Raw genomic sequence first — 24,867 nt, 5'->3', positions numbered from 1 at the left:
CCCATGACTCGTGTCCAAGAAATGCTCCATCGCACCACCCAGGGTGCACTCTTCAAGCTCGTCATTGAAGAAGTGCCACTCGTGGAGCCCGCGCAACCCAAGGAAGTGAAGTATTGCTTTCACTTCTCAGGCGTCATGGTTGCTGCCGAGGGAGCCAGGACCTATTTCAAGCATCCCAAGGACAAGGTGAAACCGCTTGCGGAGCAGTACGAAGAGATCCTGAAAGCCTGGCTGCAAACCCTCGCGGAGAAAGGGGACTCACTCACCGAAGTGGACAACGGCGCCACTTGTGAACTGTTCTCCCTTCAGCAGCAGCAGCAGGTCCGCGCGGCCCTGAACGCGGACTACGCGATTAAGGCAAATGGGACGGTGGTGTGAGAATTGCTGCGGAAAGGCGCTCCAGATGCATGAGCGGTTCCATGGAACCATGAATGTAAATTTCGTTGAGCCCTGGGATGCTCGTGTGGAAAGTATATGACTTCACCGTTATGAATTTCACTCTGGGTGCCTTTGCAGCACGTCTGATTCTGGTCTGCGTCGTGGGGCTCGTATGTCAATGCAGCTCTCCTGATGTCCGTGTCCCTGTCCCATCCGCGCAGCCGATGCATTTCCGTGAAGACCAGCTCACAGCGCGTGTGAAGAAGCTTAAGCGTGGAGACTCCATGGAGCGGTGTGTGAGTCTCCTTGGTGAACCCACCAAGCGTAGTCGGCTGTATCCCAAAACAAGCATGGAGTTGTTGGGCACAAACTTCTACTATGTGATCCGGCAGAAAGGCAGCCACCTGGATGCGGGCACAGACCGCTATCTTGCAATCTGGTTTGATGCGACTGGTCATATGGCGCGGACCAATTGGTATGGTCAGCCCTGACCTTCCGGACCATCATCATTGGACGGTCCTGCGGAAAACGTACGCGGGCTGGGGATCGAACCCAGGACCAATTGGTTAAAAGCCAACTGCTCTACCGCTGAGCTACCCGCGCGTTTTTTTGAGGGGAGAGTTAGGTAGGCGTTTTGGCAGAAGGTGCAAGCGGGAATTCGTCCTGAAGGACTTTTTCCGCGAGTGTCAGCAGTGTCACTTCGGGACGAGCGACCAGGAAGGCGTGCATGCCGGCGGCGTGAGCTCCTTCGAAGTCGCAGCGTTCATCGTCACCAAGGTGAAGGCATTGCGAGGCTGCGACGTTGGCAGCGGTCAGGGCTGCTTGGAACATGCGTGCGTGCGGCTTGCTGGCGCCGACGTCGCTGGAGAGCAGCACCTGCTCAAAGAAGTGCGCGATGCCAAGGCCACTCAAGATGGGATGCAGACGGCGGTCGAAGTTCGAGAGGACGAAGAGACGCAGGTGGGGGCCATTGTGAGAATGAGCACGCAGGAGTTCCAGTGCGGGAAGAGTGTCCTCATAGAGCTGCCACGCGTCGGCGTTCGCGAAGTGCGCATACATGTCTGCAAACATCGGCTCGAACACTTCCTGGGGAATCGCTCCGGAATTGGTCGGGGCAGCTCCGTGGGAGAAGGTGAGTCGCACGACTTCATGCCACCAGGAGCGATCATCGTCCATAGGCGGCACACCTTCAGGATGCACCGGCGAGGGGACTGCTTTCCACGCGGAGCGGAAGGCTTTTTCCAGGGCACGAGGCTCTGCTGCCACCCCATGCTTCGCCGCGATGCGTGCATAGGTATCGCCCACCGGTTCATGCAGGTGAAACAAGGTGCCTGCAGCATCCAAGAAGATGGCGCGCAGCTTGGGATGTGGATCACCGGGAACTGTCATCCGGGCGCTTTCGCCGTCCCAGGGCGTGAGAGCAAGCGGTGATGATGGTCCTGAGGAGTTCGCGCCACGCATCGACGACCTGGCGCCGATGGTTCGGCTGGTTGGGCGCAAACAACCACTGCAGCCGCGGCTCTCTGCGCAGGTCGCTCGAGTGGGCGATTTTTGAATGGTAGTAATCCTCCAGCTCTCCCTCTGTGGCCACGTGGTGGCGCGACCCCTGTCCCAGGGCAATGCTCTTCTGGGAAAGGGTCGGGCGTATCTGCAGCCGGCGGCGCTTGAAAGGTTCATTCCACGGAGTGAGAAACAGCTTGAGCAGGACCGCAGCCTCTAGGGGGACGACATCGGTGGGATGCAGGGTCAGGTGACGTCCCACGGTGTAGTTTCCATCCTCGAACCGGTGGATGTAGCGATAGCCAAAGACTGGCCGGAGCCAGCCGTGATGTCTCTGTGCCGCAATCGGTCTGCTCGTGTCGAACTCGGGATATGCGGCCTCCTTCGGGTCCATCAAGTAGGCCATGCCTATGGCGTACGCCTGGCCGCTCCAGAGGTGCAGTGCAGCGTAGAAGGAGTCCCTGGAGTGCACGTGAAGAAACTCCGTGGTATTCAGGGCAAATTTCCAGCCGGTGATCTCCCGTTCCACTGCCATCACCTCCTTGTCCACCTCCTCTGCATCGAACTCGGGGCAGGTCGCATTCCGCACCTCCCAGTGAGGCGCGAGTTCACGGCAGATTTCCACCGAGCGATCTGTGGAACCGCGATTGATGAGAATGCCGTGGTCGAACAGCGGCAGATGATGGCGCAGCCAGAGAGGGAGGAGGTATTCCTCGTTGTAGAAATGCGAGATGACCGTAGAGCGCAAGGGGGGCGCGGGCCAGGGGAGTGCTGACATGCGACGGATGCGGACGGTGGTGGGCGGTGAGAAGTTTTCGCTGCCTTTGATTGCGACAAGAAGGGTGAGTTCCACCTCGGTGCTGTTGCTGGCAGGCAGTGGCACCTGCAGCTGAAAGCCGCACTGAGTGGGGACCTCATGCTGTCCTCGGAAATGCGTCACCACATCATCGCGATTCGTCGTTTGTGTGAAGGCAACGTCCGGCATTTCAGCGATGCGGACTACGCCATGCATGGGGCTGCCGTCGAGGGCAAACATCCACCCCCGGACCAGCACTTCATGAGGTGACAGGGCCCTTACCCGTGGCTTCGGATCGTCCACAAACCATTTGACCGCGAGCGGCATCTCGTGTGGGGCGGAGGTTTCTGGCATGGAAGGGAATGGCCGGTAGTCTGTGGTGGCGCTTTCTGTTGCTAGACCATCGGCGCACGGGTTTCATCTTCTATCTCTGCCTACCTGCTTGCTGCCAACTCAGGTCCACATCACCTCATGTCGCTCCTCTACCCTCGCTTGAAGCTTACCCACCTGCCACTAATGATGAGGCTCGGTGTGCAGGGTGCGATAGTAGCGGGAGTCTACGGCATCGTGCACGACCAGATCACCTACACCATCTCCCCGGAATACTTCACCGAGTTCAAGGCGGAGCAATTTCGCTACATGGACTTCGGCTGGCCAGAGCGGGTGTATGCGGGGCAAATAGGTTTCATGGCCACCTGGTGGGTGGGATTCATTGCCGGGTGGTTCTTGGCGCGCCTGACGGTGCCACATGTCCGGCGTGAGGAGGCGGTGCGGTGTTGCTGGCAGGGGTTTGGGATGCTGTTCGGGGTGGTTGTTCTGGCGGGTATGGCAGGGGCCGGGGTGGGGTGGTGGGAGACCCGCCAGGGAACTGACCCGAGCACCGGGTCGTGGATGGACTTTGCCCGCAGCTACGGGGTGCGGGACGTGCCGGGCTTCATCCGGGCGGCCTGCATTCACAATGGCAGCTACCTCGGTGCGCTGCTGGGATTGACGGGCGCTTGCTTCTACACCAGGCGGCGTGTGAGGTCCTTTGGAGACGCTGCAACCGCGCCGTTCACACCCGTCACAACCTCCGAAAAAAGAACGATCTAGCCCCGGAAGTCCCTGCTCCCTTCGTTTTCCTTTACCGGGGATAAAACTGCTTGCCAGTTCTATTCTTTCAGATACCTTCACCTTTCCTTCCGGGGCGAAAAACTCGAGATTCAATTCTCCAGAGCGAGAGTGGGACTAGTCCCGCTCTTTTTTTCGTCTGGGGAGGTCTTTCCGTTTCCTCTTTCCCCTCACAGCCATGGTCAGCGAACTTAAAGCCCTGTTTGAATACTACCAGAAGGAGAAAGGCATCGACCGCAGCAAAATGGTTGAGGCCCTTCAAAGCGCGCTTCTGGCCGCGTCCAAAAAGAGCATCGGTCCCGCCCGGGAACTGAGGATCGAGATCGATCCTGACAAGGGCACGATCAAGGCGTTTGCCAAGCTCCTCGTCTCTGAGAACGTGGAAAACCCCTTTGAGCAGCTCGCGGTGAAGCATGCGCGCAAGCTGAAGCCCGACGCCCAGCCGGGGGATGAAGTGGACGTGGAGGTCACGCCCAAGGACTTCGGCCGTATCGCCGCCCAGACGGCGAAGCAGACCTGGATGCAGCGCCTGCGCGAAGCGGAGAAGGCGAATCTCTACGAAGAATTCAAGGACCGGACGGGCGATGTCGTCAGTGGCACCATCCGCCGTTTCGACAAGTCGGACGTGATCGTGGACCTCGGCAAGTTTGAGGGCGTCATGACCGGCCGCGAGCGCGTGCCCACGGAGGACTACACCGTTGGCGACCGCATGCGCTTCTACGTGAAGGCCGTGGAGAAGAGCACCTCCCGTGGACCTGAGATCATCCTCTCCCGCAGTCATCCGAATTTTGTCCGCCGTCTCTTCGAATTTGAAGTCAGCGAGATCTCCGACCGCACGGTGGAAATCGTCAGCATCGCCCGCGAGGCTGGCTACCGCACGAAAGTGGCTGTCTTCAGCGCAGATGAGAAGGTGGACCCCGTGGGTGCCTGCGTTGGTCTCCGTGGAGCCCGCGTGAAGAACATCGTCCGCGAACTGAACAACGAGAAGGTGGACATCATCCACTGGAACAAGGACGTGGCCGAGTTCACGAAGGAGGCGCTCAAGCCCATCAAGATTCTCTCCATCGGCGTGGATGAGGCGAATAAGCGCGTGCACCTCACGGTGAGCGAGGAAGACCTCTCCAAGGCCATCGGCCGCAAGGGACAGAACGCCCGCCTCACCTCCCGTCTCATCGGGTATGATCTGGTGATCGAGAAGGACGAACATGCGAAGAAGGTGTTCGAAGGACACATGGGCGGAGCGGCCCACCAGCTGGTGGAGGCGCTCGGCATCACCGAGGAGGAGGCCGCCAAGCTCGCCGCCGAAGGCATCACGGAGCTCACCATCCTTGGCGAAGCCGGTGTCGAAGACATCGCACCCGCCTTCGACGGCGACACCGAGCGCGCTCAAGCCATTTTGGACAAGTATGCGGCCTGGAAATCTCCTGCGTCCGTAGCCTAAGCATTCGCCATCATCCCGCGTTTTCGTTTTTCACATTCCTGAGCTAAGAAGCACCCAGCCAATTTCCCTCTGCTGCCCGAACTCGAATCTTCCCGCATGGCAACCAAGCCCCCGACCTCCAAGACAACCAAACGCAGCTCTTCCCCCGGTGAGGAGCCTGCAGCCCCGTCCGCGGAGAAGACGACCAAGAAGGCAACCGTCTCACTGATCGATGAGGCTGGAGCCAAGAAGAAGCGTACGGGCGAGCTGAAGACCGGCTCCGCCTTCACGCCTCTGGGGGCCAAGCCTGCCGCGAAGCCCGCGCCCGCCGCCAAGGCTGCGCCCGCACCCGCCGCTCCTCCCAAGAAGACGCTGGACCAGGTGAAGGCCGAGGCGCTGAACCTCTTCGACGAAGAGGAACGCAAGGCTGAAGCCCGCCGCACCCGCCGTGAGGAAGCTGCTGCTGCGCCTGCCCCAGCTCCGGCCTCCAGCATTTTGCCCCCCATTTCCCTGCTGCGGGAAGAGGAGCCCAAGCCGCGCCCCGTGCCGGTGGCTGCTCCGAAGCCAGCCCCCGCTCCCGCTCCCGCCCCCCAGCTCACTCCAGTGGCCGTGGAAGAGGCCAGCGACCCCAAGGTCATCCACCTCAAGCCGCCCATCATTGTGCGCGACCTCGCGGAGCGCATGGGCTTGAAGACCTTCAACATCATCAAGGATCTGATGGGTTTCCAGGTGTTTGCCAAGGCGGATACTGCCGTGGAACCGGAAATCGCTTCGAAGGTGTGCGAGTTGCACGGCTTCACCTTTGAAAAGGAGAAGCGCGAAAAGGGTGCCGGCGTGCACAAGGTGGAGGAGAAGATTGTCGAACCCCCGCCACCGGAGCCGCCGAAGGAAGAGGAGAAGGACGTCTTCGAACTTCGTGCTCCCATCATCACCTTCATGGGTCACGTCGACCATGGAAAAACTTCCCTCATGGACGCCGTGCGCAAGTCGAGCGTCGTCAAGGGCGAGGCGGGCGGCATCACGCAGCACATCGGTGCATACAGCGTATTCTACAACGACCGCCCGATTACGTTTATCGATACTCCTGGTCACGCCGCATTCTCCGAGATGCGCGCCCGTGGTGCGGACATCACGGACATTGTGGTGCTCGTCATCGCTGCGGATGACGGCTTCATGCCGCAGACCATCGAGGCGATGAACCACGCGAAGGCCGCGAAGGTCACCATCATGGTGGCCATCAACAAGGTCGACCTGCCTGCCGCCAACCCCATGCGCGTGAAGCAGCAGCTTCAGGAGCATGGCCTCATGCCGGTGGAGTGGGGTGGTGATACGGAAGTGCTGGAAGTCTCCGCCACGAAGGGCATCGGCCTGGACAATCTCCTTGAGACCATGTCCCTGCAGGCAGAAGTGCTCGACCTGCGTGCGAATCCCAAGGCGCCCATGCGTGCCACCGTCATCGAGTCCCGCATGGACCCGGGTCGTGGACCTACCGCGACCGCCATTGTGCAGAACGGCACGCTCAAAGTCGGCGAGCCCTTCATCTGCGGCCCGTACTGGGGCAAGGTGAAGAACCTCATCAACGATTTTGGCAAGCCCATCAAGGCCGTGCTCCCCGGTATGCCGGCGGAAGTCATCGGCTTCAGCGGCATGCCCAATGTGGGCGATGAGATCGTGGAGATGGACAATGAGCGCAGCGCGAAGCGCCTGAGCGAAGAACGGCAGGAGGAAATCCGCCAGAAGAAGCTCGCCGCTCCCCGTCGCAGCACGCTGGAGACCCTCTTTGCCAACATCGAAGAAGGCGCGAAGAAGAATCTCAACATCGTCCTCAAGACGGATGTGCAGGGCTCACTGGAAGCCATCATCAAGGCGCTCAAGGAAATCAAGAGCGACAAGGTGGAGGTCAAGGTGCTGCATGGAGCTGCCGGTCCCATCTCCGAGGGTGACATCCTCCTCGCCAGTGCTTCGGACGCCGTTGTGGTGGGCTTCAATGTGAAGGTGGAAAACACCGCCGTCTCCATCGCCAAGCGCGAAGGTGTGCAGGTGAAGCTCTTCTCCATCATCTACGAACTGCTCGACCAGATGAAGGAGGCCATGCTCGGCCTGCTGGATCCGGAAACGCGCGAGAAGGTCATTGGCCACGCTCGTGTGAAGCAGGTCTTCAAGCTGAGCCGCGGTATCGTGGCTGGCTGCGTGGTCACCGATGGCCGCGTGGACCGCAAGGCCCGCGCCCGCGTGCTGCGAGGCACCACTCCGGTGTACGATGGCGCCATGGACACCCTGCGCCGCTTCCAGGACGAAGTTCCCGAAGTCCGCAATGGTCTCGAGTGCGGTATCCGCCTTGCTGGCTATCGCGAGTACCAGGAGGATGACGTCATCGAGGTCTACGAGTTGGAGAAATTCCAACAGACGCTGTGAGGTGGTGTGGGGGCTCGCTCACAGGGTGATGCTCCCGCTCAAGTAAACAGTGATCAGTATTCAGTAAGCAGTGAACAGTGTCGCTTTCCATCTCTTGGAACGGCGACAGGTTGTTCCAATGAGCCTCTTACGTCGCTGCTTCCTACGGTTCTCCGCTGAATTCTGTTTACTGACCCACTGATTACTCAGCCATTTTTCTCCCTGACTCACCACCGCCATGAACCACCGCCTCAAGCGCGTCACCGAACTCATCAAGCGTGAGCTCGGCCCCATCCTGGACCGCAACCTCACCTTCAAGGGATGCTTCGTCACCATTCATGACGTGGAAATCACCACGGACCTGAAGCATGCGAACATTCACGTGAGCATCCTGGGCGATTCCATGCCGCATGAGGACATCATCAAGAAGCTCCACAGCAGCCGCTCCATCATCTCGCGCGAGCTGTACAAGCGAGTCACCCTGAAAAACTCACCCCAGCTCCACTTCAAGGCGACCGACTCCATCGAGCGCGGCGTGCGCGTGCTGAACATCATCGAAAACCTGCCTGAACCACTGCCAGATGAAGAGCCGGTGGTGGAGGAGGGTGAAGGTGATGGTGACGGGGAGGAAGGGGAAGATGCGCGGGAGGATGGGAAGCGGTAGGACGGTGAGCGGTGCGACGGTAAGCGGTAGGACGGTCAGTCAGTAGTCAGTCCATGCGCCAAACCGAAGCAACACGTCATCCATCACGATCTGGCCATTGATCACCCCTGTTTCAGTCTCCGAAGTTCCTCTGCGTCTCTGTGTCTCTGTGTTGAACACCCTGCACGAAAACACACCCAGTACCACCTTCCCAACCGTCGCACCTGCCATGTCCGACTCCCTCTCCACCATCGCCACCACGCTCCGCGACGCGAAGACCATCGCCGTCGCCTCCCACGTGCGGCCAGATGGGGACTCCATCGGCTCTATCGTGGCACTGGGTCGTAGCCTCGCACTCGCAGGGAAGACGGTGCACATCATCAGTGAAGATGAGGTGCCGGGGAATCTGACGTTTCTCCCGGGCACGGAGCTCATCCAGCGTGCGGATGGCCAGGCGCTGGACATCGATGTGGCTGTGGCGCTCGATACCGCCACGAAGCCCCGCCTCGGTGACCGTGTGAATGGCTGCATGGGGAAGGCACCCCTGCTGGTGAACATCGACCACCACGGCACCAACCCGCAGTACGGGCACCTCAATTTCATCGACATCAGCTATCCCGCCACGGGTGAGATTGTGTATGAGCTTCTCTCACACCATGGGTTCCCCATGGATGATGGCATCCGGCAGAATCTCTTCGCTGCGATCAGCACGGACACCGGCTCCTTTCAGTATGATAATACGTCACCGCGCACGCATCGCATCGTGGCGGAGATGATGGAGCAGGGGCTGGACACCGCCGAGCTCGCCCGCAGCCTCTACCAGAGCCACCCCCTGCGCCGCACGCTACTGCTGAAGGCGCTGCTCAATGAGATGCAACTCACGTGCGACGGACGCATCGCGAGCTGGGCGCTCACGATGGAGACGCAGAAGGCGGTGCAGATGGAGCCCGGCGATACCGAGGGGCTCATCGACTCCCTGCGCACCATCGAAGGCGTCATCGCCGCCGTGATTTTTGAAGACATGCCCGACGGCAAGATCCGCATCAGCGCCCGCAGCAAGGATCCCCGTCTCGATGTGTCGAAAGTATGTGCTGAATTTGGCGGAGGCGGCCACCGGATGGCTGCCGGCGCCCGCATGCCCGGCCCCATTGCCACAGCCGAGGCACGCTTCTTTGACTCCCTGCAAAATGAAATCAAACGACTCAGTTAACGGCGTCCTCCTTGTCGACAAAAGCCCGGACATGACCTCCCACGATGTGGTGGCGGTCGCACGTCGTTGTCTCAATACACGCAAGATTGGCCACTGCGGTACTCTCGACCCCATGGCCACCGGCATGCTCATCCTCGTGATCGGCAGTGCCACCCGCATCCAGGACCTGCTCATGAGCGAGGACAAGGAGTACCTCGGCACCGCGACGCTTGGCACCACCACCAGCACGCAGGACAAGGAAGGCGAACCCTTGGAAACGAAGGAAGTTCCTGCCGACCTCACGGAGGCCCAGGTCCGCGCCGCGTTTGATGTGCAGATGGGGGACTTCTACCAAACGCCTCCGATGGTCAGCGCCATCAAGAAAGACGGTGTGCCCCTCTACAAGCTCGCCCGAAAAGGTCAGGAAGTGGAGCGCGAGCCGCGCCTCGTGCATGTGTTCAACTACGAGATCAGCCGCTTCGCCCTGCCCGAGATCGATTTCAAGGTCACCTGCAGCAAAGGCTTCTACGTCCGCACCTACGCGCATGACCTCGGCCAGCGTCTCGGCTGTGGCGCCCATCTGAGCGCCCTCCGCCGCACCCGCTCCGGCCACTTCACCTTCGTCCCCGGCAAGTTCACCACCTTCGATGCTTTGAAGGAAGGTCGCCGCGAAGAGGTCATCAGCAGCATGTACTCGCTGTATGATGTGTCGAAGCTGCGCGGGGTGTAGTTTGTCCGGTGCGGCGGTGAGCGGTAAGTGGTGCGGTGGTGGAGTCGTGCCGCATTCAACATGGCTCGCGTTAGCGAAGCCCGACGAAGGAGGATTCCCTTCGCGAGTCAGTGGGTCTGCGGCATCGCTTGGTGCCCGCTTGAGAGAATAGGCGCAAGAGAACGAAAAAGGGGAGTGCTCTTGTCCTGATGTGCTTTGCTCTCATGGAGCAAAACGTGAGACATGTGAGTCCACTCCATCCCAAGGCGATGCGTCGGGCCTTGGTGCAGTATCACATTTTCGGCTGCTCACAGGTCATCCTCATTGATCCTGAAGTTCCTTCATGGAGGTATCTATTCCGCTCATATCATCGCTCGGAGGACCTGCATAGGTGAACCTGAGCGTCGTGCCATCAGGTATGGTAATCACCGCTACTGGATTCGAACCGCTGCTCTCCAAGGTGACGGTGCCCTGCATATCGACGCGGTCTGTGACAGGCTTCTCTCCTAGAAGGTCGTAGAATTGTAGATGGCACGTGTCGCTGCTCTTGCTCGTCCAATGACCATAAAAGAACGTATGCATGATATCCAACTGGAAGTACCGGCCCGACGCGTCAAACCAAATTCCGCCAGCCGGACCTTCCCAGTGACCGAAAATGTCCGCATTTCTTTTCGCTAGTGGCAGATGGATGAAACCAAACCAGGCGACAAGGGTGACAAAGCACCCGCACAGGAACGACACGCAGGCGTTTAATTTCATTTGCAGAGGGAGTGAGATGAGGTGACTTCCTGAATGCCGCATGCTGGTTAAAAAACGTGCGGGTGGCTACAGGGATATCAGGAGACACATTGGTGCACAAGGTTGAAAAGCCTGGCAGTCGAAGGCGGAGCGTGCACAGGAAGTCGGTCTCCTGACCGGACAGCGTTTGGCGGGTTTTCCTACCCGCCTCTCACTGCAGTATCGTACTCGATTCTATGTAAAAACTTGGAAATGCTCACTGCCAGATGGACCGCCTGATGATGATTCCCTTTGACCACAGCCTTGGATCATCTCCTATCTCGGCGGCCGTCCATCGGGATTGAGCCAAACTGCGATCGTCAGGTCTTGGTTGCGAAAGCTCCACGCCAATATGACGCCTCTCCTGCCGTTGGGTCCCTCACTCTCATTCGCGTGATGTAGAAACTGGTGGAAGCTGTCCGCGCGGAAATGTGGGAAATTCGCCGGCCACTCCTTTGCGGCATCTCTGACGTAATCACTTTCGGGATGCCTGCTCAGTTGGAACAGCGCCCACGCACGCAGCTCATCGGGATTCACGGTGCTCTTAAATTCATCGCGAGCCCGGTTCGCTTGGTAAGATGGCCATATGAGCATAGAGGCCATCCAAATGACTGGTGCCGCACAAACCAACACTGCTACCAGGCAGCCGAATCCGCTTCTTTTCGAGCCCGGGCCATTGCTGTTTCCAAGCTGTGGGAGGTATTGATGAGCGTGCAGGGAGTGGTTCACGGCATACTTTTGAGGTGCTCAATCGTTGTGGGGCTGGCGGAATGAAATTCCCTTGGCCCACTTCTGAGCAGTGGGTAGCCACTCCTCATCCTCCACATCCGCAGGCGTACCGTCGGATTTCAGTAGAACCGTCACCGTCAGGTTCTGGTCGAAAAAGCCCCATCTCAAACGTGCTTCCAGTCGGGGCTCAAAGCCGTGTGGCTTGCTAGAGGGATAGAGGCTCAAAAGAAAGCGCCTCGTTGGTAGTTGAGGAAAAGTCTCGGGCCAGTCGTGTACGGCTTCTTCGATGCATCCGCCTCCGGGATGCTTCCTGAATTGCGCCAATACCCAAGAACGCAACTCGTCTGGATTTACACTGCGTTTGAATTCATCTCGCGCACTCTCGATGCTGTGGTTCGCTCTCATCGTGGCCTCATAGACGATGTCGCCGACGCAGATAGAAGTGGCAGCATCACCAAGCATCATAGGGCCTGTCCTTTCGCATCCATTCGTTCTGTATGGACAGCTCATGCGACCATTTTCGTTCGGGTACAGTCACCCTTTCTTGCCGCCCTCCAGAACAGCAACGCGGAACCCGCAAACAGCAACACAAAGACCCCGTTCAGTCCAAGCACCGGCAGCACCCCAGGGCTGAAATCGCCGGGCCTTACCATCAGAGCCACGAAGGGAACGAGAAGCTGCGCAAACGTCATCACGAACAACGTCCAGCCCATACCCAGAGGTTCAAACCGCGCCTTCACCGCCCCAATCACACCAATGGCAAGTACACCGGCATAGAGAAGGTTCGCCGGATTCTCCCCACTCCCGATGAGCCCCACCGCCCCATTCACCCAGACAAGCGCAAGGCCCGCAAACAGGGCCACACCCGTGGCGGACCGGTAGCTTCCTCCCGCCGCCTTCCTTGTCACCAGCTTGTACGTGAGGATCACGCTGGCAATGAGCACCCACATCACGATGAAATCGGCCACACCCCAAGCCCACCCTTCCACCCGGAACAACATCGCCGCTGCGGGAATCGATAAGATGCACGTAGGCACGAGCAGGACAGGAAGGAGGCTCTTCTTGGTCATGAGCGCAGTGTCCCAAGAAGCTGTGAAGTCCTTATGAAGCTCGCGTGAAATGGGAGTGAATTTGGTCATCATTCAGTGCGTCCTCTCCTGGCCACCCATCCTCGTGAGTTCATTGGACTCCCGCTTTAAGAAGCCGTAGCCTCTCCCGCAACCATCCCGCATGAAATCCACCATCGAACCCACCATGCGCCTGCTCGCAGTGTTCGGTGTCCTCTTTGGAGTCGGCTTTGGCGTGTTCCAGTTCTGGAAGTCCGTGGGTGAGAAGTACCCGGAAACCCTCGGGCCAAGCATGCTTCTGGTCATGACCTCAAGCTTCCTCGCGGCGACATGCGCATTCCTCGTCTTCTACTCGCGCCTCTCCCTGGTATGGCTGAGCCTCGTGGCCATCCTCGGTTGGTCGGGCGTGGCCTGGTGCGTCACAAGATAGTGCACCCGGTATGTGGACTTTCTCCCAACCTCCTACTAACTACTGACTACTGACCACCCGTAACGGCCTTCCTCGTCTCACCGTCGTACCGCTTACTGTCGCACCGCATCACCGCCTCCCGTGCATCACCTCACTTCCATTCACGACCTCGCCAAATTGCCCGGCCCACTCGCACTCGCCATCGGTGTGTTTGACGGCGTACACCTCGGGCATCAGGAAGTGATTCGCGAGGCCATGGTCTACACGGAGAAACACGGTGGCACTGCGGTGGTGATGACCTTCGACCCGCATCCGCTCAAAGTCCTGCGCCCTGAGGCCGCACCACGTCTCCTGTGCAGCACCCGGCACAAGCTGCGCATCCTCGAGGACCTCGGCATCACGCATACGCTGGTGTGTCCCTTTGACGAGGACTTCGCGAAGATGGACGCGCAACAATTCATCGAGGCCCTGACCGGCGCCTGCAATCCACTCGGATTCATTTCCGTGGGCTACACGTGGAGCTTTGGCAAGGGCAGGGGAGGAAACATCCACCACCTCATGGAGCTGGGACAACTTCACGGATTCGGCGTGTATGGCGTGCCTGAGGTGAAGGCGCAGGGCACCGTGGTGAGCAGCACGCTCGTGCGTGAGGCGGTGCGAGGTGGCGACTTCAAACGCGCCCGCCAGCTTCTGGGCCGTGACTACACCGTGATGGGCGAGGTGGTGCATGGCCGGCATCTTGGTAATCAGCTTGGATTCCCCACTGCAAACGTCGCCATGGAGAATGAAGAACTCCCTCCCAATGGTGTCTACGCCGTGACCGTGCGTTGGCTCAGCGGTGGTGGCATCGCCGCACCCAAGGATGTGCTGCCCGGAGTCGCCAACCTCGGCGTGCGACCTACCGTGGAATCGCAAGGCGAGCGCTCATTGGAAGTGCATCTCCTGGACTTCACCGGCGACTGCTACGGTGCACAGTTCGAAGTTGCCTCTATCGAAAAACTCCGTGACGAGCAGAAGTTCTCCGGGCTGGATGCGTTGAAGGCCCAAATCGCCAGAGATGTGGAGGCAGGCAGGGCCATGCTGGCAGGGATGTAGGCTGCAAGGCCGCGTCCAATTTTCGAAGCCCAATCGCTTCTCACTGCCCTTCAGCCGTGTGGATGCATGAAATGTATCACCGTGATAGGTGATGCATATCGCCCGTGAGCATCCATCACCCGTATCGTGATCGAACTAATAGTAAAACCAAGGAGGTCGCGATGACAATTGGACCCGATGAAATCATCGATATGAACTCCGCACTGGAACGGTGCGAAGGTTACATCACCCTCGGCATGCTCGATGAAGCGCGGGAGGAATTGCGATCCGTGCCCAAGGAGTTGCGCACCACTTTTCCCTACATGGCAACGTGCATGAATCTCTGCCTGCATTTCCACTGGTGGGATGAGGGCGCGGAACTCGGCAGGAACCTGGTGCTTCGCTGGCCCGGCAACCATGAAGTGCGGGCCGCCACGGTTCACTGCATGCTGAAAGCAGGCCGGGAGCTGGATGGCATTCTCCTGATGCGCGGTATCGATGCCGGTGCACCCCATGACGCAGAGGAAGAAGATGATCAGGGAGACCGCGATCTGCCAGACAGCGACATGGACTGGCGTCATCGCAGGTAAGCTCATGTGACATCATGGTCACGAGCTGGATTGAACGTCCGGCTCGTCAAAGTGTCTCCATTGCCGTACCTCTGCCACCGTCAGGGTGGCTTGGTGACCACATCGCACTTTGCACTCCAACTCCCCCCAATCCACGCCGGAACGTTCCCTGGCGCGCAAGAGTGGCCTGCCCATGAGGCAGTGGCTTTCGCGACGCCGTTTCCTCGGTCAATCCGCCGCCACGCTTGCCGTGGGTTGGGCATCCACCGCCAGCGCCGAGGATGGTGAATTCGAGTCCGGTAGCATCGACCTCCGCCCCGGTCAGCAGGTGAAGGAAACCGGTCCTCGCATCGTGCGTGTGTCCGTGGAGTTGCCGAATCTCCCACCTCAGATGGATGGCTTCCGCATCGCGCAAATCAGCGACTTGCATCTGGAGCCCTACACCACGGCCCGGCAGATCGCGCGCGTGGTCAGGCTTTGCAATTCCCTGCAGCCTGACCTGGTCGCGATGACCGGTGACTTCGTCACGTACAACGCACGACCCGCTGGGAAGCTCGCTGAGATACTCTCTGAGTTGAAGGCGCCCCATGGTGTGTATGCCTCCCTGGGGAATCACGATTTCCAATCCGGGCATGAGAACGTGGTATACGCCCTGGAGCAGAAGGGCATGCCGGTGCTGCGCAATGTGTGCCGCGCCATCCACACAGACAAGGGCGTGCTCCATCTCGCTGGCATGGATTCACGCTATGTCTCCAGCCCACACCTGCGCTCCACGCTGGACTCGTGGCGGGAGAATCAGCCCCTCGTCATGATGATGCACGAGCCGGATGTGGCGGATGATCTTGCGGAAGCCAAAGTGCATGCACTCCAGCTTTCCGGCCACACGCATGGCGGCCAGGTCCGCTTCATGGGTCTGCAACCTTCCATCCATCGCCGCGCGAAGTGGGGGAAGAAGTACCTCGCCGGTGCTTACAACGTGGGCACCGTGCGCCTCTACGTGAATCGCGGCATCGGCACCGTGGGCGTCCCCCTGCGCGTGCAATGTCCTCCGGAAGTCACGGAGATCACGCTGCGCAGTCCGGAGCTGAGACGGGCGCTGGCGAAGGTGTGATGTCCGCCATCACACCCTCCTGAGCATCACCCCGAGCAACAAGCTCAGCAGCGCCGTCCACGCAAACCAGTGGCCGATGGGCTTGAGCTGTTCCGCAGGCTTCAATCCGGCGACAATCTGGTCCGGCTGATAACCTGTAAGCGCAAGCAGCGACTCTGGTGCTTTCGACTGCAGACGATACTCGGCAGGATAGGGCGCGTGGTAGTGCTTCACCTCCAGCTTGTCGTGATCTTTGTCGTGCAACCGCAGGCTCAGGTGCTTGCGCGTTCCGATGGGTACGCGAGCTTCATAACGGCCGAGACCGGTCTCGCGAATCTTCACGTCTTGCGTGTTGCCATTTTCATCCAACACCTGGGCATTCCAGTTGATGAGGCTCACGGGAGCGTTGTCCGGACCACGGCGTTCGATGCCGAGAATCCATTCGCCATCACGTGTGGTACCGCGTGCTTCGAGGCCCTCGACGTCCGTCTTGCGCAGTGCACCGCGCAACACCTGCGCCCAGAAGCGGCCGCAGCCATCCCACGCGAGCCACTCACCGCCCCACACTTCCGTGATGTCAGACGTGTACGCGAGACCGATGCCCAGACCGAAACGTCCCACCGCCAGCAGTGGGTCACCATGCTCCGCAGCCAGCAGCACCTGCGCGGCAGGCTTGGCTTCCGTCATCACATATCCCAGCGCCACCGGCAGGCTGTCGGCATCATAACCTGCCAGCATGGGGTGCTCGGTGATCTCGATGGGTTGGAACAGGCCTTCCTGCACGGCAGACTTGGAAGCCTGCGTCGTTTCCTTGGTGAAAATCTGCGGCAGTGAGGCCGGGTCATTGCTTTCGTAATAACGACCACGTCCCGCTTCGGCAATCTGCTGCAGCAGTTCACGCGCCGCGCCATCACCGAGGCCCACAGTGGAGACCGTCACACCACCATCCACCAGTTGCTGTGTGAGGCCGAGGTGGTCTGCCTCGTTCGTCTGTCCATCCGTGAGACAGATCATGTGCTTCACCTTCGCCGTCGTACGCTCCAGCATCTCCTTGCCCATCACCATGCCGGGATACATGTAGGTGCCACCACCAGCCGCGAGCGAATCAATGGACGCCTGAATGGTGCCTTGCTGCGAAGCCGGTGTCATTTCGCAGATGACCTGCGCGTCGCTATCAAAGCCAATCACTGCAATCTGGTCCTGCGGGCCGAGCAGTTCTGCGGCGCTCTTCGCGGCCTGTCGCGCAAGTGCGATCGGCGTGCCTTCCATGGAACCGGATTTGTCGATCACGAGCACCATGGCCAGCGAGGGTTTCTCCTTCTCCTTCTCGAACCTTGAGACAAGCGGTAGCACTTCCTCCACCGGTGTCTTGTAGTAGCCCCCGAGACCGAAGCTGTTCTCACTGCCCAGCATCACCAGGCCGCCACCAAAGTCCGCCACATAACTGCGCAGCAGCGTCATCTGGCGTGGCGTCATGTCCGTGGCGGAGAGATTCGCGATGATGATGGCATCAAACGCGAGAAGCTCCTCCATGCTCTCCGGCAGACCTCGCTTGCCGCGCAGATCCACATCGAAATCCTGCTCCTTCAGCGAGCGGGTGAAGGCGCGCATCTTCTTCTCATCCTCGTGCAGCATGAGCACACGTGGCTTGCCGCGCACGGTGATAGTGGTGGTGGCCTGGTTGTTGATGGGGAAGTGATCCTTGTCCGGGATAAGCTCGGTGCTCCAGACACTGGGACCGGGCGTGGTCATCTCCGTGTCGAACCACACCTTCGCCTCTTCACCCGGCTTGAGCGCCACGGTCTTCTCCTGCACGGCCACGCCCTTGTTCAGCAGGCGGACCTTCGCATTCATGGGCTGATTGGCCATGGCGCGCGCGGTCAGACGCAGCACTTCGCCATGGAAGGCGAAGGGCGAAGTGCTGTCTACACCCAGCAGAACCGCTTCCGGCTGGCTCAGCGTTTTCAGCGGGACAAACTTCACATCCACGCCTTCCGCTTTGAGTTGGGTGAGGGCGGCGTCCACTCCGTCCTCCGTATCCACCCCATCGCTGAAGAGCACCAGACGCCGCGCCTTGCCCGCAGGGAATGCAAGACGCGCGGCGAGCATGGAGTCACCCAGGCGCGAATGCGCGCGGAAGGCGTCATCCGCCACACCCTTCATCCATGCGTCCAGCATCGTGCGGAAGTCTTCCAGTGGCTTCTCTCGCAGACCATCCGCCACGGCGAAGAGCGAGTGGGTGTCATGCCGACGCAGCGCCTTGATGCCGGCATCCACCTGATTGAGCGCTTCCTTGGCCGAGGGCAGGTCGGCGGACTGCGAGACATCCACCAGGAAGACCACGTGCGCTTCGTCCGTCTTGTCTCCGGCGAAGGGCTGGCAAAGGGCAAGGACCAGAAGAATGATGCCCAGGATGCGTAGTGCAAAGGATGCAGTGCGCAGCCCGGTGGGCCGGTCCACCAGCGAATGGTAGAAGCCTGCGCCAACACCGACGAGAACAAGCAGCCAGAAGAGAGGTGAGAGGGTGGTGAAGTCCATGTGCGCCTAGCCTACCTTCCTCCGGTGATAAAGGACCGACTCGCCTGCCACCACCAGCACGCCCAGCACGAGGAGCCAGTAGGAGGGGGATTGTCCGCTGGCAATGGGCTTCGCGGTGTCCTTGAGTGTATCATTTTGTAATTGGGACTCTTCAGGCGAGACCAGCGAGCATCCCGCGCTCCAGGCGCCGCCGGCGTGCGCGATTTCGTAGAAGCCGCTCTCCAGCAACTCACCCGTATCAGGTCCAGTGATGGTCGTTTCCGTGCCGGAGGGGGACTTCATCGTTGCCGTCGCGCCTTCTGCGAGTCCGGGTACGCGGAGACTGCCGCCCGTGGGTACTGTGGCCGGAGGTGCACCCTCGCGATGGGTCAGGTGTGCCGTACCATTGTGCACCATCACAGGGAACCACGCTGAGAGGTAGAACTGCGCCACGATGGGGTCGAGATTCACCACGCACACCATCTGCTCACCCTGACGCATCAGGTGGATGAGCGGCGTGCCCCCTTCATCCGCCACCAGCACCACGGCACCGGCAGGCGCAGTGAGCTTGCGAGCTCCGGCGAAGTTGATGGTCTCCGCATCGAGATACCGCAGCAGCGGATGGTCCTTCGCCACAATCTTCGGCACGGGGTTGAGAATCTCTTCACCGACCTGTGACCAGAAGGGCGACTCACCCTGTGGCTGGAACACAATGGCGCTCGCTGTTTCCGGAGCCTTGCCACGCGCGAGGAAGATGCGCGCACTCTTCGCATCCTGCGCCAGTGTCAGCATCTGGTCACTGCGGTCGAAGGCCGCCACCACATGCTGGAGGAAGAATCCGTCCTCCGCGAGCACACCCACAGGCACCGGTTCACGCGGCGGCACATAGAGGTTCACCGTGTTGTCCGTGGTCAGCGCATCATCAAGGCCAAGAGAAGCCGTCCATCGGCCACTCGGCGCATCATCGAGCGTCAGTGTCACCGGGGCGTTGTCACCGGCATTCAGCGTCACAGGGATGACTTTCACCATGCGCTTGCTGTCCATGTGGGTGAGCGTGATGTCCGTCTTCACCGGCTCTTTGGAAGAGGAAACGGGAAGAAGGAAAAGCCCCAGCCGCTCCACACCTCCAGGCACCGCCCGCAGGTCCGCCCGCGCGAGTCCCACGTTCGTCACCTCGCCGCCGATCTTGATGACCTCCACCTGCGGCAACCGCGCCGCATCATCCAGGCATCCATCCGTGATGAGCAGCACACGCGTGTTCTTCATCCACTCATTCCCCGGTTGGAGCGAGCGCAGCGCCTCCACTCGCGAGGGAAGCTCCGTCGGTCCGATGGCATCCACTGCATCCAGCAACGACTTGCGATGCCGCGTGGGATGCGCGCGCATCTCCGTCTCAGAGGCGAATGTGGCCACCGCCGCCCGCTGCGTACCGTTGAGTCCCGTGATGAGCGCCTTCGCCTTGGCCTTCGCCTGTTCCAAGCGCGTGCTCGTGCCTTCCTTTGCGGACATGGAGGCTGAATGGTCCACGACGATGAGCAGGTCCTTGCGTTCATCTCCAGCAAAGTCGGGCTCTGCCAACGCAAATGCCACCGCCGCAAACGCCAGCGCCATCAGAATGAGCGAAAGCACATCCCGCAATCTATTGAACAACGCCGATGCCTTCTTCTCCGTAAAAATCTTCTGCCACAGGAAGTAGGCCGTCACCGGCTTCTTCCGTGGCCTGACCTTGAGGAAATAAATCGCCGCCAGCGGCGCGAGTGCCGCAAGTGTCCAGAGGAAGGCGGGAGCGAGGAGGGACATCCGAAAGTAAGCAGTAACCAGTGTTCAGTAATCAGTATGAGATGGTGGAGGAGAACTCTAGATTGATTGCGTTTAGGGGATGATGATTAGGATTGTAGGGTGCAAAAAATTCTTCGAAGTCTTCCCGAAGGATGGCTGAACTAGGTTGGCAGAAATCCTTGTGACGCAGGATCATCTTGCCAAGCATGCGACCAATCTCCAGACAGAGTTGATAAAATGGCGCAGCGGTCTCCCGGGAGACGTATTGCGAATCTACTGAGGTGATGAGCCAGTGCTGCGTTTCAAGCTGTTCTCCGTCGGCATCTGTTAGCTTGCTGACAAAGTGGCGCGGGTAGGCTCGCTTCGCCCAGCCTTCCGCAATCTGGCCTCCGATGGAACGCGAAGCTCTCCGTATTTGATCCGTAAGGCCGTAGCGCTCGAAATCTGGAAACCCACGAGACAAGTCCAAAACCTCCTTCTGCAACAATCGCGCCTTCTGGTAGACCACCAGTTCATGAAAGCTGCGCGCATATTCCAGTTCCATAGAATTTAGAGATGCTTCTGATTACTGAACACTGATTACTGTTTACTCCTTATCCGACCAATCCCCCTCGTCTCAGAAGATCCTGAATCACTTCATCAAATGGCCGCTCCGTCGTGGTGCTCACAAAGCCAAGACCCCGCTTCGCGCACGTGCGCTGCAATCCAGCATTCCATTCCGCGACGGCTTCTTCGTACATCTTCGCTTCACGTGGAGACACGGTGACTTTCTGCGAGGCTCCCGTTTCCACACACTCCAGGGTTACATCGCCCTTCCATGCGCACTTCAGGTCGTTGTCGTCCAGCGTTTGCAAGCAGAAGACCTCGTGCTTGTGCCACTGCAAGCGGCTCAGGCCTTCTTCGTAGCCGCCAGGGAAAAGAAAATCCGAGATGACACACACGAGACCTTTGCGCCGATGCCTCGCCTCGAACTCTCGCGCACAGGCCGTCAGGTCCGTGTCTACGCCAAATGAGGGCGCGGCATCGAGGGAGCGCAGGAACGGGATGACTTGATTGCGCCCACGCGTAGGGTCAAAGAGCGGTCGCAGCTTGTCCGCCAGCCCATACACCGCGAGACGGTCGAGCGTATTCAGTGCGATGTAGCCGAGCGCTGCGGTGAGTTCCTTCGCATACTGCTGCTTGCTCGCCATCGAGGGACTGCAATCAATCAGCAGGTAGATGGTGGCGTCTTCTTCGAGTTCGAAGAGCTTGATGAGCAGTGACTCGAACTTTGCATACACGCGCCAGTCGATGGAGCGGTAGTCATCGCCCAGCGAGTACTGCGCATAGTCGGCGAAGGTGATGCCGGCGCCCTTCTTCGTGCTGCGACGATCCGCCTGCAGGGAGCCGCCAAGAATCTTCCGTGCCAGAAGGTAGAGCGACTCTAGGCGGCGGATGAAGGCGGGGTCTGTAAGCATGAGGAGGATTTGGGCAGGAGGCCGGTGGCAATGCGTTAGGGCTGATAACCGCTTTTCCAGGGATGCGATCTCACCAATTCCATTTCACCAGCGCTGAGGTGCTTCCAGAGAGTCAGCACCATGTCTGTATCGGAGTTCGGAATGTGCCATGGACCCTCGTCGGTTTCGGCATTTTCGAGGACGATCGTACCGGCTTCGTTTGTTGAAATGGTCCAGCCATTCTCATCAGACAGCCAGCAATCAGGATGTTCAGGATCGTGCGTGCTGAGCTCAGCCAGTGCAGTTCGCATGTCTGACTCAGACGGATTCGTGACGCTTCCACTCCAGCGCTTCTGCAAGTAGGTGTTCATACCGCCCCTCGCTGATGCCTATTCCTTCACCTTGGCCAGCACGTCGGCGATGACTTCATCCGTCTTCACGCCCTCGGCTTCACCTTCGAAGGAGAGGAGAATGCGGTGGCGCAGGGCCGGGATGGCGGCCTTGGCGATGTCCTCACGCGCGACGTGATAGCGGTCATCCAGCAGGGCATGCACACGGGCTGCGGCGAGGATGGTCTGCGCACCGCGCGGGGAGGACCCGTGGCGCACATACTTCTTCACGCGGTCCGTGGCCTGTGCATCCGAGGGATGCGTGGCGCGCACCACCCGCACCAGGTAGTCCTGCACCGAGGCTTCCACCGGCACTTCACGAACGAGTTGACCCATCTTAAGCACGTCGTCACCGTTGGCCACTGCGCTGATGGCGGGCAGTTCCACGCCGCCAGTGCGATTGAGGATTTCCACGAAGTCCGCGTGATTCGGCACGGGGACGAAGAGCTTGAAGAAGAAGCGGTCGAGCTGTGCTTCCGGCAGCGGATAGGTGCCATCTTGCTCGATGGGGTTCTGCGTTGCCAGCACGAAGAAAGGCTTGTCGAGCTTGTGCGTGGAGCCCGCCACGGTGACGGACTTCTCCTGCATGGTCTCCAGCAGCGCGGACTGTGTCTTCGGCGTGGCGCGGTTGATTTCATCCGCCAGCAGCACATTGCAGAAGACGGGGCCGGGCTGGAATTCGAAGACCTTCTTGCCATCCTTCTCCACGAGGATCTGCGTGCCCACGATATCGGCAGGGAGCAGGTCAGGCGTGAACTGGATGCGCTGGAACTTCAGGTGCAGGGCACGCGCCAGCGTATTCACCAGCGCCGTCTTGCCCAGGCCTGGCACACCTTCCAGGAGTACGTGGCCTCCACACACCACGGCGGTGAGCACACTGTCGATGATGTCCTTCTGCCCAACGATGAACTTCGAGACTTCGCTTCGGAGCTTGTTAAACGAGTCGTGGAAATGGGAAACAGCAGCCTTGGTATCGGGAGGGTGGGGGAGAGACATTGCGGGAGACTTGATGTGGTGGGAGTGGCAAGAAGTAACCAGTGTTCAGTAAACAGTAATCAGTGTTCAGAAGGCAGTGATTTCAGAGCCTGTTGGTGTGTTCGAAGGGGGCAGAGGGTCATGGAGTTGGACTTCATTTCTGATTACTGGACACTGACCTACTGATTACTTGGCTCGAACTGGCCAAGCGCTCCAACAACCCATTCCACCCACTCCAGCCGCCCTACTTCTGGGCTTCAGTCTTCTTCTCCGCGCCCACCTCCTGGATGCCCTTGAAGTATTCCTTCACGCCTTCTTTCACTTCGGCGGGAACGTCTTCGCGTTGGATGAAGGACTCAAGCTGGCGTTTCCATTCGCGCTCCGTGGCTTTCACCTGACGCGTGGCCGTGCCGGTGCCGCTGTCTGCGGCTTCGATGCTGGTATTCGCCGGACCACTGCCCTTGATGCCCTCGAGCTGGTCGCGGTTGCCATTGTCCATCGTTGGTTCGCTTTCGGCGCGGCGGGATTCCACACTGCCCCAGCCGGCCTTCTTGCCGCCGGGCTTGTTGCCCATGCACTGGGCGAGTGACTGGCATTCCTTGTTGCCCAGGTAGCCTTGGCACTGGCCCGCGCACTGACCCAGCTTCATGAGCTTCTTCATCAGGTCGCGCTGACCGGCAGACTTGCACATGCTCTGGCAGAGCTGGCCCAGCTTCTGGTTGGCGTTCTTCTGACCGCTCTTGCACTGGCTCTCGCTCTGCTTCTGGCTCAGCGCCTTTTCATACTGCTGCATGGCTTCGTCTAGCGAGGCCATCTGCTGGTCCATGGAGGATTGGGAGCTTTCGCCCTGCTGGCCTTCCGCCTGGCTCTGCTGCCCGGACTGGCCGTTGTTGTTCGGGTTGCTTTGGGACTGGGAGCTCTTGTTGCCGTTGCCCTGCTTGCCCGTGCGCTGTTGGAAGTTGCGTGCGGCCGCGGCCATGCGTTGCGCGGCAGCCTTCAGCTTCGCGAGTTCCTTGCGCGCCTCGTCAGGTTTTGTCACGTCCGCCTTGAGCTCCATCTTCTGGAGGTCGGCGGCGGCATCGCGGTAGTTCTTCTCCTCCAGCTTGCGGCCTACTTCACGCAGCTCGGCTTCCTGCTTCAGTTCCTCACCAGCTTTCGCGAGAAGGTGTTCCTGCTCACGCTGGCTGAGCTTCTGGGCGGCCTCCTGCAGCTTGCGCTCCAGCTCCGCGTACTGCCGCATCGCTTCCTTCTGGTCCTTGGTCTCCTTGAGTTCCTTCACCCACTGACGCCATTCGTCGGGCTTCAGCAGTTCCTTCTCATCTTCGGACGCGTTCTTGATGAGCTCTTCCACTTCCTCTTCGAGCTCCTTGTTGATCTCCTCGGTCTTCTTGGTGGTCTCCACTTCGAGAGCCAGCTTCTCCATCACGAAGGGCGTGGCTTTCCGGAAACCCATGGCGACGCAGGCCACCAGCAGGATGGCCGAGATGGAGAGCAGCCGGCGTGGCCAGGCCAGCGAGATGGAGCGGGCATCCAGGGCCTGCACGCGCTCGGCGGTCTGCACCGCCTGCAAGGCGTAGAGCTCACCCTCGCGGTGCTCCCGGCTGAAGCCGAGGTAGGAGGTCAGCGAATCCTTCAGGCCGAAATGGTCGTCCGCCACATGTGCGGCTCTGGCCTCGGTCGTGCGGCGAATCATCCAGGCGGCAATGGCCAGCGCTGGCACTGCCAGGGTCGCGATCAGGTAGCCCATGCGAGGCACGGCATACCCTTGCAACACCCACAACAGGCACCACCCCGTGAGCGCGATCAGGACCGCCAGGAGGATGATGGAGAAGAGCCGGACACCTCGCGCCTGCTCAAGCCGGGCGCGAACTGTGGCAATGAACAAGGCAATGCGATCGTGGGCTGCCATGGCGTTCT

General features: G+C 59.9%; 24 protein-coding genes and 1 tRNA gene. 12 read left to right on the top strand and 13 right to left on the bottom strand.

Translation table 11 applies throughout. The features are described from left to right. Nucleotides 1-3: 3 nt before the first annotated feature. Complete coding sequence (locus tag DES53_RS10070) at nucleotides 4-378, top strand: hypothetical protein (protein ID WP_147263326.1); 375 nt, start codon at nucleotides 4-6, stop codon at nucleotides 376-378. A 224-nt stretch (nucleotides 379-602) separates the two neighbouring features. Next, entirely contained in the window at nucleotides 603-869 is a 267-nt protein-coding gene (locus DES53_RS32500; protein WP_147263325.1) for an outer membrane protein assembly factor BamE, read from the top strand. A 40-nt stretch (nucleotides 870-909) separates the two neighbouring features. On the opposite strand, the gene DES53_RS10060 is transcribed toward DES53_RS32500, so the two are convergent. From DES53_RS10060 to DES53_RS10050, 3 genes are all read right to left on the bottom strand, one after another. Then, nucleotides 910-981, bottom strand: a tRNA-Lys gene (locus DES53_RS10060). Between the two features lie 18 nt (nucleotides 982-999). Next, a complete protein-coding gene (locus DES53_RS10055; protein ID WP_170156991.1) occupies nucleotides 1,000-1,767 on the bottom strand; it encodes an HAD-IA family hydrolase in 768 nt (255 codons plus the stop codon). Continuing rightward, nucleotides 1,751-3,028 (bottom strand): glycosyltransferase family 2 protein, encoded by a 1,278-nt coding sequence (locus DES53_RS10050; RefSeq protein WP_211325496.1) that lies wholly within the window; start codon nucleotides 3,026-3,028, stop codon nucleotides 1,751-1,753. Before DES53_RS10050 ends, DES53_RS10055 begins: the two co-directional genes overlap by 17 nt. Before the next feature lie 117 nt (nucleotides 3,029-3,145). Between DES53_RS10050 and DES53_RS10045 the strand changes: the two genes are divergently transcribed. The 6 genes from DES53_RS10045 to truB all read left to right on the top strand — a co-directional run bounded on the left by DES53_RS10045 (nucleotide 3,146) and on the right by truB (nucleotide 10,160). Beyond that, nucleotides 3,146-3,766: a hypothetical protein gene (locus tag DES53_RS10045; RefSeq protein WP_113958090.1), complete on the top strand. Its 621-nt coding sequence runs from the start codon at nucleotides 3,146-3,148 to the stop codon at nucleotides 3,764-3,766. 196 nt (nucleotides 3,767-3,962) lie between these two features. Continuing rightward, nucleotides 3,963-5,225, top strand: a complete 1,263-nt coding sequence (gene nusA / locus DES53_RS10040; RefSeq protein WP_113958089.1) for a transcription termination factor NusA — start codon at nucleotides 3,963-3,965, stop codon at nucleotides 5,223-5,225. A 96-nt stretch (nucleotides 5,226-5,321) separates the two neighbouring features. Further along, nucleotides 5,322-7,619, top strand: a complete 2,298-nt coding sequence (gene infB / locus DES53_RS10035) for a translation initiation factor IF-2 (protein ID WP_113958088.1) — start codon at nucleotides 5,322-5,324, stop codon at nucleotides 7,617-7,619. Nucleotides 7,620-7,836: 217 nt separating this feature from the next. Then, nucleotides 7,837-8,262 (top strand): 30S ribosome-binding factor RbfA, encoded by a 426-nt coding sequence (rbfA, locus tag DES53_RS10030; protein ID WP_113958087.1) that lies wholly within the window; start codon nucleotides 7,837-7,839, stop codon nucleotides 8,260-8,262. A 208-nt stretch (nucleotides 8,263-8,470) separates the two neighbouring features. Then, entirely contained in the window at nucleotides 8,471-9,451 is a 981-nt protein-coding gene (locus DES53_RS10025) for a DHH family phosphoesterase (protein ID WP_113958086.1), read from the top strand. A 31-nt stretch (nucleotides 9,452-9,482) separates the two neighbouring features. Then, entirely contained in the window at nucleotides 9,483-10,160 is a 678-nt protein-coding gene (gene truB, locus DES53_RS10020; protein ID WP_245958130.1) for a tRNA pseudouridine(55) synthase TruB, read from the top strand. Between the two features lie 300 nt (nucleotides 10,161-10,460). Here truB and DES53_RS10015 read toward each other — a convergent pair whose 3' ends face one another. From DES53_RS10015 to DES53_RS10000, 3 genes are all read right to left on the bottom strand, one after another. Beyond that, nucleotides 10,461-10,898, bottom strand: coding sequence for a hypothetical protein (locus DES53_RS10015; RefSeq protein WP_113958084.1), 438 nt, complete (start codon nucleotides 10,896-10,898; stop codon nucleotides 10,461-10,463). Between the two features lie 765 nt (nucleotides 10,899-11,663). Beyond that, nucleotides 11,664-12,110: a hypothetical protein gene (locus DES53_RS10005; RefSeq protein WP_113958082.1), complete on the bottom strand. Its 447-nt coding sequence runs from the start codon at nucleotides 12,108-12,110 to the stop codon at nucleotides 11,664-11,666. Between the two features lie 41 nt (nucleotides 12,111-12,151). After that, entirely contained in the window at nucleotides 12,152-12,787 is a 636-nt protein-coding gene (locus DES53_RS10000) for a hypothetical protein (RefSeq protein ID WP_113958081.1), read from the bottom strand. Nucleotides 12,788-12,875: 88 nt separating this feature from the next. Between DES53_RS10000 and DES53_RS09995 the strand changes: the two genes are divergently transcribed. The 4 genes from DES53_RS09995 to DES53_RS09980 all read left to right on the top strand — a co-directional run bounded on the left by DES53_RS09995 (nucleotide 12,876) and on the right by DES53_RS09980 (nucleotide 15,875). Further along, complete coding sequence (locus tag DES53_RS09995; protein WP_113958080.1) at nucleotides 12,876-13,142, top strand: hypothetical protein; 267 nt, start codon at nucleotides 12,876-12,878, stop codon at nucleotides 13,140-13,142. 120 nt (nucleotides 13,143-13,262) lie between these two features. After that, entirely contained in the window at nucleotides 13,263-14,216 is a 954-nt protein-coding gene (locus DES53_RS09990) for a bifunctional riboflavin kinase/FAD synthetase (protein ID WP_113958079.1), read from the top strand. A 161-nt stretch (nucleotides 14,217-14,377) separates the two neighbouring features. Further along, nucleotides 14,378-14,785, top strand: coding sequence for a hypothetical protein (locus tag DES53_RS09985; RefSeq protein WP_113958078.1), 408 nt, complete (start codon nucleotides 14,378-14,380; stop codon nucleotides 14,783-14,785). A gap of 109 nt (nucleotides 14,786-14,894) precedes the next feature. Further along, nucleotides 14,895-15,875, top strand: coding sequence for a metallophosphoesterase (locus DES53_RS09980; protein ID WP_113958077.1), 981 nt, complete (start codon nucleotides 14,895-14,897; stop codon nucleotides 15,873-15,875). A 9-nt stretch (nucleotides 15,876-15,884) separates the two neighbouring features. On the opposite strand, the gene DES53_RS09975 is transcribed toward DES53_RS09980, so the two are convergent. From DES53_RS09975 to DES53_RS09945, 7 genes are all read right to left on the bottom strand, one after another. After that, nucleotides 15,885-18,392: a VWA domain-containing protein gene (locus DES53_RS09975; RefSeq protein ID WP_113958076.1), complete on the bottom strand. Its 2,508-nt coding sequence runs from the start codon at nucleotides 18,390-18,392 to the stop codon at nucleotides 15,885-15,887. Between the two features lie 6 nt (nucleotides 18,393-18,398). Continuing rightward, nucleotides 18,399-20,171, bottom strand: coding sequence for a VWA domain-containing protein (locus DES53_RS09970; RefSeq protein ID WP_113958075.1), 1,773 nt, complete (start codon nucleotides 20,169-20,171; stop codon nucleotides 18,399-18,401). 31 nt (nucleotides 20,172-20,202) lie between these two features. Then, entirely contained in the window at nucleotides 20,203-20,694 is a 492-nt protein-coding gene (locus tag DES53_RS09965) for a four helix bundle protein (RefSeq protein WP_113958074.1), read from the bottom strand. 49 nt (nucleotides 20,695-20,743) lie between these two features. Further along, nucleotides 20,744-21,607 (bottom strand): DUF58 domain-containing protein, encoded by an 864-nt coding sequence (locus tag DES53_RS09960; RefSeq protein ID WP_113958073.1) that lies wholly within the window; start codon nucleotides 21,605-21,607, stop codon nucleotides 20,744-20,746. A gap of 35 nt (nucleotides 21,608-21,642) precedes the next feature. After that, on the bottom strand, nucleotides 21,643-21,957 hold the full coding sequence (locus DES53_RS09955) for a hypothetical protein (protein ID WP_113958072.1): 315 nt from the start codon (nucleotides 21,955-21,957) through the stop codon (nucleotides 21,643-21,645). Nucleotides 21,958-21,975: 18 nt separating this feature from the next. After that, a complete protein-coding gene (locus DES53_RS09950; RefSeq protein ID WP_113958071.1) occupies nucleotides 21,976-22,971 on the bottom strand; it encodes an AAA family ATPase in 996 nt (331 codons plus the stop codon). Between the two features lie 223 nt (nucleotides 22,972-23,194). Next, nucleotides 23,195-24,859 carry a hypothetical protein gene (locus DES53_RS09945; protein ID WP_113958070.1) on the bottom strand — a complete coding sequence of 555 codons (1,665 nt, stop codon included), beginning with the start codon at nucleotides 24,857-24,859 and terminating at the stop codon, nucleotides 23,195-23,197. Nucleotides 24,860-24,867: the final 8 nt, after the last annotated feature.

Origin of the sequence: Roseimicrobium gellanilyticum, assembly GCF_003315205.1 — a bacterium.
GTDB lineage: Bacteria > Verrucomicrobiota > Verrucomicrobiia > Verrucomicrobiales > Verrucomicrobiaceae > Roseimicrobium > Roseimicrobium gellanilyticum.
This window is presented reverse-complemented; position numbering and strand designations above follow the sequence as displayed.

Coding starts and splice junctions, on each gene's coding strand:
- DES53_RS10070 (WP_147263326.1), top strand. CDS start 4: ATGACTCGTGTCCAAGAAATGCTCCATCGCACCACCCAGGGTGCACTC.
- DES53_RS32500 (WP_147263325.1), top strand. CDS start 603: ATGCATTTCCGTGAAGACCAGCTCACAGCGCGTGTGAAGAAGCTTAAG.
- DES53_RS10055 (WP_170156991.1), bottom strand. CDS start 1,767: ATGACAGTTCCCGGTGATCCACATCCCAAGCTGCGCGCCATCTTCTTG.
- DES53_RS10050 (WP_211325496.1), bottom strand. CDS start 3,028: ATGCCAGAAACCTCCGCCCCACACGAGATGCCGCTCGCGGTCAAATGG.
- DES53_RS10045 (WP_113958090.1), top strand. CDS start 3,146: ATGTCGCTCCTCTACCCTCGCTTGAAGCTTACCCACCTGCCACTAATG.
- nusA (WP_113958089.1), top strand. CDS start 3,963: ATGGTCAGCGAACTTAAAGCCCTGTTTGAATACTACCAGAAGGAGAAA.
- infB (WP_113958088.1), top strand. CDS start 5,322: ATGGCAACCAAGCCCCCGACCTCCAAGACAACCAAACGCAGCTCTTCC.
- rbfA (WP_113958087.1), top strand. CDS start 7,837: ATGAACCACCGCCTCAAGCGCGTCACCGAACTCATCAAGCGTGAGCTC.
- DES53_RS10025 (WP_113958086.1), top strand. CDS start 8,471: ATGTCCGACTCCCTCTCCACCATCGCCACCACGCTCCGCGACGCGAAG.
- truB (WP_245958130.1), top strand. CDS start 9,483: ATGACCTCCCACGATGTGGTGGCGGTCGCACGTCGTTGTCTCAATACA.
- DES53_RS10015 (WP_113958084.1), bottom strand. CDS start 10,898: ATGAAATTAAACGCCTGCGTGTCGTTCCTGTGCGGGTGCTTTGTCACC.
- DES53_RS10005 (WP_113958082.1), bottom strand. CDS start 12,110: ATGATGCTTGGTGATGCTGCCACTTCTATCTGCGTCGGCGACATCGTC.
- DES53_RS10000 (WP_113958081.1), bottom strand. CDS start 12,787: ATGATGACCAAATTCACTCCCATTTCACGCGAGCTTCATAAGGACTTC.
- DES53_RS09995 (WP_113958080.1), top strand. CDS start 12,876: ATGAAATCCACCATCGAACCCACCATGCGCCTGCTCGCAGTGTTCGGT.
- DES53_RS09985 (WP_113958078.1), top strand. CDS start 14,378: ATGACAATTGGACCCGATGAAATCATCGATATGAACTCCGCACTGGAA.
- DES53_RS09975 (WP_113958076.1), bottom strand. CDS start 18,392: ATGGACTTCACCACCCTCTCACCTCTCTTCTGGCTGCTTGTTCTCGTC.
- DES53_RS09970 (WP_113958075.1), bottom strand. CDS start 20,171: ATGTCCCTCCTCGCTCCCGCCTTCCTCTGGACACTTGCGGCACTCGCG.
- DES53_RS09965 (WP_113958074.1), bottom strand. CDS start 20,694: ATGGAACTGGAATATGCGCGCAGCTTTCATGAACTGGTGGTCTACCAG.
- DES53_RS09960 (WP_113958073.1), bottom strand. CDS start 21,607: ATGCTTACAGACCCCGCCTTCATCCGCCGCCTAGAGTCGCTCTACCTT.
- DES53_RS09955 (WP_113958072.1), bottom strand. CDS start 21,957: ATGAACACCTACTTGCAGAAGCGCTGGAGTGGAAGCGTCACGAATCCG.
- DES53_RS09950 (WP_113958071.1), bottom strand. CDS start 22,971: ATGTCTCTCCCCCACCCTCCCGATACCAAGGCTGCTGTTTCCCATTTC.
- DES53_RS09945 (WP_113958070.1), bottom strand. CDS start 24,859: ATGGCAGCCCACGATCGCATTGCCTTGTTCATTGCCACAGTTCGCGCC.